Annotated in this window: 12 protein-coding genes; 7 read left to right on the top strand and 5 right to left on the bottom strand. The window is 74.0% G+C overall.

Annotation, left to right across the window (positions count from 1 at the left end):
* Positions 1 to 55 precede the first annotated feature (55 nt).
* Positions 56 to 1,432, top strand: a complete 1,377-nt coding sequence (locus ACQ1X7_RS19090; RefSeq protein WP_432479824.1) for a class II 3-deoxy-7-phosphoheptulonate synthase — start codon at positions 56 to 58, stop codon at positions 1,430 to 1,432.
* Positions 1,425 to 2,438: a threonine aldolase family protein gene (locus tag ACQ1X7_RS19095; RefSeq protein WP_432479825.1), complete on the top strand. Its 1,014-nt coding sequence runs from the start codon at positions 1,425 to 1,427 to the stop codon at positions 2,436 to 2,438. Before ACQ1X7_RS19090 ends, ACQ1X7_RS19095 begins: the two co-directional genes overlap by 8 nt.
* Before the next feature lie 13 nt (positions 2,439 to 2,451).
* On the opposite strand, the gene ACQ1X7_RS19100 is transcribed toward ACQ1X7_RS19095, so the two are convergent.
* From ACQ1X7_RS19100 to ACQ1X7_RS19110, 3 genes are all read right to left on the bottom strand, one after another.
* A complete protein-coding gene (locus ACQ1X7_RS19100) occupies positions 2,452 to 3,495 on the bottom strand; it encodes an NADase-type glycan-binding domain-containing protein (protein WP_432479826.1) in 1,044 nt (347 codons plus the stop codon).
* Between the two features lie 67 nt (positions 3,496 to 3,562).
* Positions 3,563 to 5,623, bottom strand: coding sequence for a Stk1 family PASTA domain-containing Ser/Thr kinase (gene pknB, locus ACQ1X7_RS19105; protein ID WP_432479827.1), 2,061 nt, complete (start codon positions 5,621 to 5,623; stop codon positions 3,563 to 3,565).
* A 132-nt stretch (positions 5,624 to 5,755) separates the two neighbouring features.
* Positions 5,756 to 6,505 (bottom strand): lytic transglycosylase domain-containing protein, encoded by a 750-nt coding sequence (locus ACQ1X7_RS19110; protein ID WP_432479828.1) that lies wholly within the window; start codon positions 6,503 to 6,505, stop codon positions 5,756 to 5,758.
* Between the two features lie 152 nt (positions 6,506 to 6,657).
* On the opposite strand from ACQ1X7_RS19110, the gene ACQ1X7_RS19115 reads away from it, so the two are divergent.
* From ACQ1X7_RS19115 to ACQ1X7_RS19125, 3 genes are read left to right on the top strand one after another with little or no spacing between them, the layout of a single operon-like run.
* Positions 6,658 to 7,029 (top strand): Rv2175c family DNA-binding protein, encoded by a 372-nt coding sequence (locus ACQ1X7_RS19115; RefSeq protein ID WP_432479829.1) that lies wholly within the window; start codon positions 6,658 to 6,660, stop codon positions 7,027 to 7,029.
* A 13-nt stretch (positions 7,030 to 7,042) separates the two neighbouring features.
* A complete protein-coding gene (locus tag ACQ1X7_RS19120; protein ID WP_432479830.1) occupies positions 7,043 to 7,465 on the top strand; it encodes a ribonuclease domain-containing protein in 423 nt (140 codons plus the stop codon).
* A gap of 16 nt (positions 7,466 to 7,481) precedes the next feature.
* A complete protein-coding gene (locus tag ACQ1X7_RS19125; RefSeq protein WP_432479831.1) occupies positions 7,482 to 7,910 on the top strand; it encodes a barstar family protein in 429 nt (142 codons plus the stop codon).
* 27 nt (positions 7,911 to 7,937) lie between these two features.
* On the opposite strand, the gene ACQ1X7_RS19130 is transcribed toward ACQ1X7_RS19125, so the two are convergent.
* A complete protein-coding gene (locus ACQ1X7_RS19130) occupies positions 7,938 to 8,363 on the bottom strand; it encodes a VOC family protein (protein ID WP_432479832.1) in 426 nt (141 codons plus the stop codon).
* A 34-nt stretch (positions 8,364 to 8,397) separates the two neighbouring features.
* Positions 8,398 to 9,462, bottom strand: coding sequence for a polyprenyl synthetase family protein (locus ACQ1X7_RS19135; protein WP_432479833.1), 1,065 nt, complete (start codon positions 9,460 to 9,462; stop codon positions 8,398 to 8,400).
* 65 nt (positions 9,463 to 9,527) lie between these two features.
* On the opposite strand from ACQ1X7_RS19135, the gene metF reads away from it, so the two are divergent.
* Both metF and ACQ1X7_RS19145 read left to right on the top strand, forming a co-directional pair.
* The gene (metF, locus tag ACQ1X7_RS19140) at positions 9,528 to 10,430 is read left to right on the top strand and encodes a methylenetetrahydrofolate reductase [NAD(P)H] (RefSeq protein ID WP_432479834.1); all 903 of its coding nucleotides are present in this window, start codon (positions 9,528 to 9,530) and stop codon (positions 10,428 to 10,430) included.
* A 236-nt stretch (positions 10,431 to 10,666) separates the two neighbouring features.
* Positions 10,667 to 11,101: a YkvA family protein gene (locus ACQ1X7_RS19145; protein ID WP_432479835.1), complete on the top strand. Its 435-nt coding sequence runs from the start codon at positions 10,667 to 10,669 to the stop codon at positions 11,099 to 11,101.
* Positions 11,102 to 11,300: the final 199 nt, after the last annotated feature.

The following is an 11,300-nucleotide window of genomic DNA, read 5'->3' on the forward strand; positions in this document are numbered from 1 at the left end:
TCCACGTGCGAGTCCCGAGGCGGGGGACGAGGCCCCTCTTGCGTACGCTGGACCGGTGACCGCCCATCGAGATGGCTCCTCCGTCGCCTCCTCAGGAACCACCGTTCCCGACCTCGCGGCGCTGCACGCCATCGGTGCGGCGCAGCAGCCGACATACCCCGACACCGCGGCCGTCGACGCCGCCGTGGCCCGGCTGCGCACCCAGCCACCGCTGGTGTTCGCGGGGGAGTGCGACGACCTCAAGACCAAGATCGGGGCCGTGGCCCGGGGCGAGGCGTTCCTGCTCCAGGGGGGTGACTGCGCCGAGACCTTCGCGGGCGTCACGGCCGACAACGTCCGCAACAAGCTCCGGGTGCTGCTGCAGATGGCCGTCGTGCTGACCTACGCCGCCTCGGTGCCGGTGGTCAAGCTCGGCCGGATCGCGGGCCAGTACGCCAAGCCGCGCTCCTCCGACCTCGAGACCCGTGAGGGCGTGACGCTGCCGGCCTACCGCGGCGACGCGGTCAACGGCTTCGAGTTCTCCGAGGCCTCCCGGGTGCACGACCCGCAGCGGCTGGTCGACGTCTACAACGCCTCGGCGGCGACGCTCAACCTGGTCCGCGCCTTCGTCACGGGCGGCTACGCCGACCTGCGGCAGGTGCACACCTGGAACACCGACTTCGTGCGCGAGTCGGTCGCCGGCCAGCGCTACGAGGCGGTGGCCAACGACATCACGCGGGCGCTGACGTTCATGAAGGCGATCGGGGCCGACCCCGACGAGTTCCACCGGGTCGACGTGCACTCCAGCCACGAGGCGCTGGTCCTGGAGTACGAGCACGCGCTGACCCGGATCGACTCCCGCACCCAGGCGCCGTACGACGTCTCGGGGCACTTCGTGTGGATCGGGGAGCGCACCCGCCAGCTCGACGGTGCCCACGTCGAGCTGCTGCGCCACATCCGCAACCCGATCGGCGTCAAGCTCGGCCCGAGCGCCACCCCGGACGACGCGCTGGCGCTGGCGGGGCGGCTCAACCCCGACAACGAGCCCGGGCGGCTGACCTTCATCACCCGCTTCGGGGCCGGCAGGATCCGCGACGGGCTGCCGCCGCTCATCGACAAGGTCACCGCGGCCGGCGTCGAGGTGGCGTGGGTGTGCGACCCGATGCACGGCAACACCTTCGAGGCGTCCTCGGGCTACAAGACCCGCCGCTTCGACGACGTGATCGACGAGGTGCAGGGCTTCTTCGACGTGCACCGCTCGCTCGGCAGCTGGCCGGGTGGCCTCCACGTCGAGCTCACCGGCGACGACGTGACCGAGTGCGTGGGGGGCGCGGAGCTGCTCGACGAGGCCGGACTGGGCGACCGCTACGAGTCGGTGTGCGACCCGCGGCTCAACCGCGTGCAGTCGCTGGAGCTGGCGTTCCTCGTCGCGGAGATGCTGCGCAGTGCCTGATCGAGCCGGGATGATCGACCTCCGCAGCGACACCGTCACCCGGCCCACACCTGCCATGCGGCGCGCCATGGCCGAGGCCGAGGTGGGCGACGACGTCTACGGCGAGGACCCCACCGTCACCGCCCTCGAGGAGCGGGTCGCGGAGCTGCTCGGCCACGAGGCCGCCCTGTTCACGCCGACCGGGTCGATGGCCAACGTGCTCGCCGTACGCAGCGTGGTGGCGCCCGGACAGGAGGTGCTCTGCGAGGAGCGTGCCCACATCGCCCGCGCCGAGCTCGGCGCCCACGGCGCCCACAGCGGCATCACCATGCGCACCTGGCACGCGCCCGACGGCCGGCTCCCGCTGGAGCGCGTGCAGGACCTCTTCGCACCGGACCTCGGGCCCTACTTCGTGCCCACGGCGGCCGTGGCGGTCGAGAACACCCACAACTTCGCCGGCGGTGCCGTGGTCCCGCTGGAGCAGCTGGAGTCGCTGCGGGCGTGGGCCGACGAGGTCGGCACCCGGGTCCACGTCGACGGTGCCCGGATCTGGAACGCCCACGTCGCGACCGGCGTCCCGCTCGCGACGTACGGCGGGCTCGCCGACGTGATGGCGGTCTGCCTGTCCAAGGGGCTCGGTGCGCCGGTCGGCTCGTTGATGATCGGCTCGGTCGACGCCGTCGCCGAGGCGCGGGTCCGCCGCAAGCGGATGGGCGGCGGGATGCGCCAGGTCGGTGTGCTGGCCGCGGCCGGGCTGCACGCCCTCGAGCACCACCTCGAGCGGCTGGCCGACGACCACGAGCACGCGCGGCTGCTGGCCGAGGCGTGCGGCGTCGACCCGGCCGGCGTCGACACCAACATCGTCGTCGTGGCCACCGACGACTCGGCCGCCTTCGTGGCGCGCGCGGCCGAGGCCGGCGTCCTGGTGGGCGCCGTGGGTCCGCGCACCGCCCGCCTGGTCACCCACCTCGACGTCGACCGTGCGACGGCCGAGAAGGCCGCGGCCGTGCTCGCCGGGCTCCGCTGACCCCGGCCCCCGGTCAGCCGGCGGCAGCACCCCGGAGGGTGACCTCGGAGATCGCGGTGTAGTTGCGCGCGGCCCGGCCGGACCCGGGAGGCGTCACGTCGAGCAGCCGCATCGTCACCTGCTCGGTGACCACGCCCTCGTCGAGCTCGATGGTCTGCATCCGCCGGGTCTGCTTCAGGTCCTGGGTGACGACCGTCCCGTCGTCGAAGGTCCACTCCACCTCGAGGATGCGGCGGTTGCCGGCGTACCAGTCGTAGCTGCCCGAGGCGTCGGAGGCGGTCTTCGCGTAGCCGTTGACCAGCCCCACCTCGCTCACCTCGGTCGGCCCGTCGAACCCGAAGGTGATCGCCTCGCCGGTGCCGTCGCCCGGCATCCGCCAGCAGGTCGCCGGTACGCCGTCGAGCATGTGGTCGGCGACGAAGGTCACCCGGCCGCCGGTCACGTCCTGCGTGGGCGGGGCCGGTCGAGGGGCCCGCACCGTCGCGGTGTCCGCGAGGTCGCCGGGCTTCGCCCTCGGGGCAGGGGAGACGGTGGCGCGGCCCTCCGGCGTGCGGTCGTCGCGGCTGTCCTGCTTGTCGGTCGGCGCGGGGTCGCTGGCGGTCTCGTCGGGGGCGGGCTCGTCGTCCCCGCCGAGCAGCAGCCACAGCCCCAGCACGGCCAGCAGCAGCATCGCCGTGAGACCCGCCACCCAGGGCACCCATCCGGCCGCGGCGCCGCTCCGGCGGCTCTCGTCGACGTGGCGGTGGCGGCTCGGCGGCTCCGGCTCGGCGGTGGCTGCCGGGAAGCTCGCCGTGTCGCTCGCGTCGCCTGCGGTGCTCCCGGGCACCTCGTCGGCGTACAGCGGGTAGCGCGCGGGCTCGGGCGGGGTGCTCGGCACCGGAGGCGGTGTCGCGGGGGCGACGCGGGGCCGCTCGACCGTGTCGGTCCGCCAGTCCGCCGACGGGTCGGCGACGCGGTCGTGGGAGGCCGGGGCTCCCACGGGATGGCCGCAGTTCGTGCAGAACCGCCCGACGCCGAGCTCGTGCCCGCACTGCGCGCAGACCTCCACGGCGCTCACCTCCCTGCCCGCCACCCTAGAGGGACGGCGGCCCCGGAGCGCTCGGGAAACGGCCGCGCCAGGCGCGTCAGACCAGGGTCAGCGTGACCGTGCTTCCGCGGGGCACCATGGTCCCGGAGCCGGGGTTCACCGAGAAGACGTACTCCAGCCCGATGTAGCCGGGCCCGCCGCGCACCACCTCGACCTCGAACCCGAGCTCCTCCAGCCGAGCGGTGGCTGCGCCGACGCCGGAAGCGACCAGGCCGCCGGGCACCTCGACCAGCTCGGGACCCCGGGACACCACCATCTCGACCGTCTGCCCGCGGAAGAGCGTGCCGCTGGTGGGGGTCTGGCTGATGACCCGGCCCTCGGGGACGTCGTCGGAGTACTCCGTCCCGCGCTCGACGACCAGGCCCTGCTCCTCCATGGTCTGCTCGGCACGGTCGGCGTCCTGGCCCGTCCAGTCGCGGATCTTGATCGGCTGGGGTCCCTTGCTCACGCGCAGGTCGACCGCGGTGCCCGGGCGCAGGGTGGTGCCGACCGCCGGGTCGCTGCCGAGGACGGTGCCCTTCGGCACCTTCTCCGACCAGACCCCGAGCGACTCGCCGAACTCGAGGTTGCTGTCGGCGATGGCGTCCTGCGCCTCGTCCTCCGACAGGCCGCGCACCTTCGGCACGTCGTACCGCTCCCTGCCGAGCGAGAGCACCATCGTCACGGTGCCGCCGTCGAGCACGCGCTCGCCGGCCGCCGGGTCGGTCGAGAGCACCTTGCCCTCCGGCACCGTCTCGGAGTACGCCGGATCGCCCTCGCGGACCTCCAGCCCCGCCGCCTCCAGCTGCTCGGTGGCCGCGGCCTGGCGCAGCCCCAGCACGCTGGGGGTCTGCGTCCAGCGCTCCCAGCCGAACCACCACGCGCCGACGCCGAGCCCCACGGCCAGCAGCAGCGCCAGGAGCAGCAGCAGCGGCCCGCGCCGGGACCGCCGCCGCGGCCGCGCGTCCGTCGCGCCGGACGGAGGGGCGGTCAGTGGGTCCGGCTCGCGTCGCGCGTGCTCGAGGCTGGTGGTGTGCTCGGGACCGGGCGTCGGCGACCGGTCCAGCGCGCCGGTCCCGCTGGCCGCGACCACCTCGGCGGGTGCCATCAGGGTCGCGATCTCGTCGGGGTCGAACGACTCGAGGTCCGGCTGCGGCTCGGTGTCCGGTGGGGTCCGCACGGTCGGGAGCAGGTCGGCGACCAGCTCGTCGTCGTCGACCACGTCGCTGGCGAGGGCCTGCGCGACCCGGTGGACCTGGTGGAGCAGCACCCCCGCGTCGGCCGGTCGCTGGCCCTGGTCGCGCGCCGTCGCCCGGGCGACCAGCGCGTCGACGTACGCAGGGAGGCCCGGGGCCACCTCCGACGGCGCCGGGACGTCGTGGTGGACGTGCTTGTAGGCGACCTGGATCGGTGACTCGCCCTCGTGGGGCTTGCGGCCGGTGAGCAGCTCGTAGAGGACGACGCCCACGGCGTAGACGTCGGCACGCGCGTCGGAGCGGCCGTCGACGACCAGCTCGGGGGCGAGGTAGGAGACGGTGCCGATGAGGACGCCGCCGGTCGCGGTGTGCTGGGTGTCCGCGCTGACCGCCTTGGCCAGCCCGAAGTCGGCGACCTTGACGGTGCCGGCCGCGCGTCCCTCCGCGATGAGGACGTTCTCGGGCTTGATGTCGCGGTGGACCAGGCCGGCGCGGTGGGCGTGGGCGAGCGCTGAGAGCACCGGCTCGAGCAGCGCGAGCGCCCGCCTGGGCGGCATCGGCGCCTCCTTGCGGATCACGTCGCGCAGGGTGTGACCGGCGACCAGCTCCATGACCAGGAAGACCGTGCCGTCGTCGGTGCCCTGGTCGTGGACGGCCACCACGTGGGGGTGGGACAGCCCGGCCGCCGAGCGCGCCTCACGCACGAACCGGGCGGCGAAGTCGTCGTCGTCACCGAGCCCGGGGTGCATCACCTTCACGGCGACGGTCCGGTCGAGCCGGACGTCGGTGGCCTCGTAGACGCTGGCCATCCCACCGCGGGCGATGCGCGGTCCGACGCGGTAGCGCCCGTCGAGCACCCGCCCGGTCACGGGGTCGCCGAAGCCCGCCTCGTCACCCACGCGGGCGCGCTGATCGGACTGCACCACGACCCTCCTGTGGCCGGACGGGGAAGAGATCCGGGGCTCAATCGTACGGAGCGGGCTCCCGCGCGGCCCGGTTGGCCCGCCTCCGGCGTGGCGTGGGGCCGCCGTCCGGTGACCGGTCGGGGCGTGGGATCAGGCCGGTGGCCGGCCCTGCTCGAGCCGCCGCTTGATCGCCAGCACGTTGTCCACGTAGTCGCGGGTGTCGTCGTACAGGCCGTGGTCCCGCACCGCGCCGAGCCCCTGGTAGTAGGCGCCGACGCGGTGCCGCTGCGAGCGGGTCTCCTGGGCCAGCACCCGCAGCAGGGTGACGCCGGTGACCGCGTTGTCGTGGAGCCGACGGGGCCGCAGCGGGCGGGCGACGTACCACTCCATCCAGTCGGCGGTGGAGGGGAGGACCTGCATCGCACCGATCGCTCCGGCGTGAGAGACGTGGTGCATCCGCCAGCCGGCCTCCTGCCAGCTGACGGCGAGCGAGAGCTCGGGGTCCACGCCCCGGCGCCGGGAGACCCGCTCGATGGCGGCGTGCACCCGGGCCCGCGACGGGTCGGAGGTGGCCGGCCCCTCCCGCGAGCCCGCGCCGCGGCTGGCCGGCCGCTCCCGGTCGGGAACGGCCGAGCGGACGACCGGGATCTGGATGCGCTGCCCGGCGACCAGGGTCGCGGACGGGCCGAGGTGGTTGTGGGCGACCAGCTCGTCGGTCCACGCGTGGTAGCGCACCGCGAGCTCGGTGGCGGTCTCGCCGGGCTGCACGACGTGGCTCCGCAGCTCGCGGCCCGGGGGCAGCGGGGCGTGGGTGGCCGCCGCGGAGGTGGCCAGCGGGCCGGCCACCAGGGTGCCGGTGACGCCGAGGACGAGCAGGATGGCGGTGGTGGGCAGGCGCACGACGTCTCCTGTCCGCCGCGCGACACCCCGACGACACGTGCCGTCGAGTGGGGAAGCGTCGCGAGGCACGAACCGTCCACGGTATGGACGTCGCGGACCGGCGAGGTGGAACTCGCCCGTTCCGGCGTGTTGCCCCGCCGTAGGGTGGAGCCGTGAGCGACCTGTCCTCCCCCGCTGCTCCCGATCTCGACGAGCTGGTCCCCGCTTGGCTGGCCTGGTCCGAGGTGGCCGCCGAGCTCGGCGTGACGCCCGCCAAGGTCCGGACCATGGTCCGCGACCACGAGCTGGCGGCGGCCGTCCCCGCCTCGGGTGGCGGCCCCCACGTGCCCGCCGGCTTCCTGCAGGACGGCCTCGTCGTCAAGGGCCTTCCCGGGCTGCTGACCCTGCTGCACGACAACGGGTTCGACGACCGCGAGTGCATCGCGTGGATCTACACCGACGCCGACCTCCCGGGTCGCCCGATCGACGCGCTCCGGGAGAACCGCGGCTCGGAGGTCAAGCGCCGCGCCCAGGCGCTGGCCTGACCACAGCGGCCCCGTGGACCTCCGTCGCCTGGCCCTGCTCCTCGCGGGCGTCGCCGTCGCGTTCGTGGTGGTGGGCGTGGGGGCCGGTCTGCTCGACGGCTCCACCGACGCGGGCGGGTCTCCGGACCGTGCAGCCGCGTCCACCGACCCGGCCAGCGGGCTGCCGTGGGTCGAGGAGGAGGACCTCCCGGCCGAGGCACGGGACACCCTGGCGCTGATCGACGCCGGCGGCCCGTACCCCTACGACCAGGACGACGAGACGTTCTCCAACCGGGAGGGGTTGCTGCCCGACCGGCCGGAGGGCTACTACCGGGAGTACACGGTGGTGACGCCGGGGGAGGACGACCGCGGGCCGAGGCGGATCGTCACCGGCGACGAGGGGGAGTACTACTGGACCACGGACCACTACGCGTCGTTCGAGAGGATCGCGAGATGAGCCGGATGGTGACGTCATGAGCGGGCTGGCCGCGCTGCTGGCGGGACGGCAGCCGCCGGGGGTGCACGCCTGGCACTCCGGCTTCGAGGTGGCCGACGTACGGCACACCGTCGAGCACGCGGGCTGGCGGTTCGCCCACGTCGACGGCCTGGCCGCCCAGACCAAGGCCGAGTTCCTCCGCGCCGTGGGGGAGGCGCTGGACTTCCCCGAGTGGTACGGGCAGAACTTCGACGCGCTCGCCGACTGCCTGAGCGACGTCGACGGGGGTGCGGGGACGGTGCTGCTGTGGGACGGCTGGGGCCCGCTCGCCCGCGCCGATCCGCAGGCGTTCTCGGTCGCGCTGAGCGTCCTCGGCACCCGGGTCCATGCCGAGCGCGGCAGCCCGTTCGCCGTGCTGCTGCGCGGTGAGGGGCCGTCCGTGAGCGGCGTCTCCGACCTGGACTGAGCCCGGCACGCCTCCTGCCGGGCCGGCTCAGACGGCGAACAGCTGGGAGGGGTCCCGGAAGGCCTTGAACTCCAGGGCGTTGCCCGACGGGTCGAGGAAGAACATGGTCCACTGCTCCCCGGGCTCGCCCTCGAAGCGGACGTACGGCTCGATGACGAAGTCGGTGCCGGCCTCACGCAGCTGCCCCGCGAGCTCCTGGAACCGCTCGACGGACAGCACCAGGCCGAAGTGGGGGACCGGGACGTCGTGGCCGTCCACGGGGTTGGTGCCGGCGACGTGGGCGGTGTGGCCGTCGACCTGGTGGGTCACCACCTGGTGCCCGTCGACGTTCCAGTCGGTCCACCGCACGTCGGAACGCCCGCGGCCGAAACCGAGCACGCCGCCGTAGAACTGCCGGGCGGCCTCGATGTCGTGGACCGGGATCGCGAGGTGGAACGGCGGGAGCGTGGTCATGCCCTCCACCCTAGGAACCGTGAGGACTCGCCGGTCACACCACCCGGTCGGTGGCAGCGGCGGCCAGCTCGGCCAGCACCGCCCGGGCGTCCTCCTCGACGTCGGCGTCGGCGAGCGCCTTGGTCGACCGCGCGACGAGGGCGTCGATGACCGACTCGACCTGCGCGTGCGCACCGGACTCGTCGATCACCCGCTGGAGCTCGGCCAGCAGCGCCGGGTCGAGGGGGCTGCCGAGGCTGCGGTCGAGCAGCGCTGCCTGCTCGGGCGGCGCCGCGTCGAGCGCCAGCGCGACCAGCACGGTCCGCTTCCCCTCGACCAGGTCGTCGCCCGCCGGCTTGCCGGTCGTCACCGCGTCGCCGAAGACGCCCAGCAGGTCGTCCCGCAGCTGGAACGCCTCGCCCAGCGGCAGCCCGTACGCCGACAGCTCGGCCAGCCCGGCAGCGTCGGCGCCGGCGAGGGTGGCCCCGATGTGGAGCGGCCGCTCGATGGAGTACTTGGCGGACTTGTAGCGCAGCACCGTCATGGCCGCGTCGACGTCGGCGACGCCGCGCGCCTGCACCGACACGTCGAGGAACTGGCCGGTGATCACCTCGCTCCGGCACAGGTCGAAGACGCCCATCGCCGCCGCGACCCGGTCCAGCGGCAGCCCGCACCGCCGCAGCAGCTCCTCCGACCAGCTCAGCAGCAGGTCGCCGAGCAGGATCGCCCCGGCGGCGCCGTACTGGGCCGGGTCGCCGCGCCACCCGTCGGTCCGGTGCTCGGCCTCGAAGGCGCGGTGCGTGGCGGGGCGGCCGCGGCGGGTGTCGGACGCGTCCATGTAGTCGTCGTGCACCAGAGCACTGGCGTGGAGCAGCTCGAGGGCCGCGCAGGCCCGCAGCAGCGCCTGCTCGTCGGGGACGGTGGCGGAGTGGGCGCGGAAGCCCCAGTAGCAGAAGGCGGCGCGGAACCGCTTGCCGCCGCTGACGCAGGCCCGCGCCTCGGCGAGCAGCCGGTCGGCGTCCGGGCCCAACGGAGCCAGCCGCTCGGCCATCTCGTCGAGGAACTCCTCGAGCACCGCCTGCAGCTCCTGGCGGAAGGTCGCCCCGTCCCAGGTCGTCACGCAGGCAGAGACTAGCCAGTGGACGATGCCCTGCCGCGCCCGGCCCGCTCTCTAGACTCGACGGCATGCCGGACCCGATCCGCAGCACCCCCCGCAGCCCCGTGAGCATCGCCACCCTCCTCCGTGAGGGCGGACGCTCGTACTCCTTCGAGTTCATGCCGCCCAAGGACGAGGCGGGCGAGGAGCAGCTCTGGACGGCGATCCGCGAGCTCGAGCCCTACCAGCCGACCTTCGTCTCCGTGACGTACGGCGCCGGGGGCTCCTCGCGCGACACGACGGTGCGGGTGACCGGCCGGATCGCACGCGAGACCTCGATGGTGCCGATGGGGCACCTGACCTGCGTCGGCCACACGCGCGAGGAGCTCGAGGAGATCCTGGCGTCCTACGAGGCGGCCGGGGTCCACAACGTGCTGGCGCTGCGGGGCGACCCCCGCGAGGGGCCGCGCGCGCCGTGGACGCCGACCGAGGGCGGCTTCACCCATGCCTGCGAGCTGGTCTCGCTGGCGCGCGAACGGTTCAGCGTGGGCGTGGCCGCGTTCCCGGGTGTCCACCCGGGTGCGGAGTCGGTCGAGCGCGACACCGCGGTGCTGCTCGAGAAGCAGCGGGCGGGGGCGCAGTTCGCGATCACCGACATGGTGTTCCGGGCCGACGACTACGCGGCGCTGCTCGACCGTGCCGACGCCGCCGGGGTCCGGATCCCGATCCTGCCGGGCATCATGCCGATCCTGAACCTGCGCCAGGTCACCCGGATGGCCGAGCTGTCGGGTCGCGAGCTCCCCGCCGAGGTCCGTGCCCGCGTCGAGGCGTACGCCGACGACCCCACCGCGCTCCGGGCCGAGGGGGTCGCGATGGCCGCCGAGCTGTGCGACGAGCTGCTCGACCGGGGCGCGCCCGGCCTGCACTTCTACACGCTCAACCGGTCGCGCGCCACGCGCGAGATCTTCGCGGCGCTGCGGATCACGGCCTGACCGGTCCAGCGGTCAGGCCGGCCTGATCGCTCGACGAGGTCGAGGCACACCACGGGCCCCGCCGACCAGGTGACGCAGAACCGGGGCACAGTGATCTTGGGGCCATCTCGTCGCTGAGCACGCCCACCGGCGTGAGTGGTCACACGGTGCCGGACTGACAGCGGCATGAGCAGGCACCCCAACGCCTGAGTGACGCGGAACGTGACGGGTGCGCCGATCCACGTACGGTGAACTCCGTGACGACGTGGCTCGCGGTGGGCGCCACCGCGTTGGGCTTGTGGGCGCTCAGCTGTCTGCTGATGATGCTGTTCGCCCAACGGTTGCCGAACGGCCTGCTCCGTCAGGTGGCGGAGTTCCTCCCGGCATGCGTCTCCACGGCCCGAATCCTGCGCAAGCACCCCGACGTCCCACGCCGCGCCAAGGTCGCGTTGCTCGTGGCTGTGCTCTGGGTTCTCTCGCCGGTCGACCTGCTGCCCGAGTTCCTGCCGGTGATCGGTCCGCTCGACGACGTGGTCGCCGTCGTCCTGTTGCTCCGGTACGCCGCTCGGAGCGTCCCCCGCAAGACCCTCCTGGCAGCCTGGCCGACCGATCCCACCCTGCTGGAGCGTCTGCTCGGGCCGGCCGACGAGTCGAGCGGCCGACGGATGGGGCGCCGGAGGTCTCCGGCCTAGGTTCGCTCTCCAGCAGCGCGGAGTGGTGGCGCGTACGGAATCCGGTCGTGGGACCGCATCGTCAGCACGGCATGTTCCGTTCGACGGCCTGAGGGCGGCGCGACGCCGAACTCGCTCGCACGGTGGGTGTCGTGTCGGGCGACTGCTGTTCGTAGCGTAGGTAGGGGCGGACATCAGGGTCCGACCGACGACGGGAGCA

It is taken from the genome of Nocardioides sp. GXQ0305 (assembly GCF_050880345.1).
Classification (GTDB): Bacteria; Actinomycetota; Actinomycetes; order Propionibacteriales; family Nocardioidaceae; genus Nocardioides.

Excerpts from the sequence above, each read along its gene's own strand:
- ACQ1X7_RS19125 (WP_432479831.1), top strand. The coding sequence starts at position 7,482 with ATGAGCGGGCTGGCCGCGCTGCTGGCGGGACGGCAGCCGCCGGGGGTG.
- ACQ1X7_RS19130 (WP_432479832.1), bottom strand. The coding sequence starts at position 8,363 with ATGACCACGCTCCCGCCGTTCCACCTCGCGATCCCGGTCCACGACATC.
- metF (WP_432479834.1), top strand. The coding sequence starts at position 9,528 with ATGCCGGACCCGATCCGCAGCACCCCCCGCAGCCCCGTGAGCATCGCC.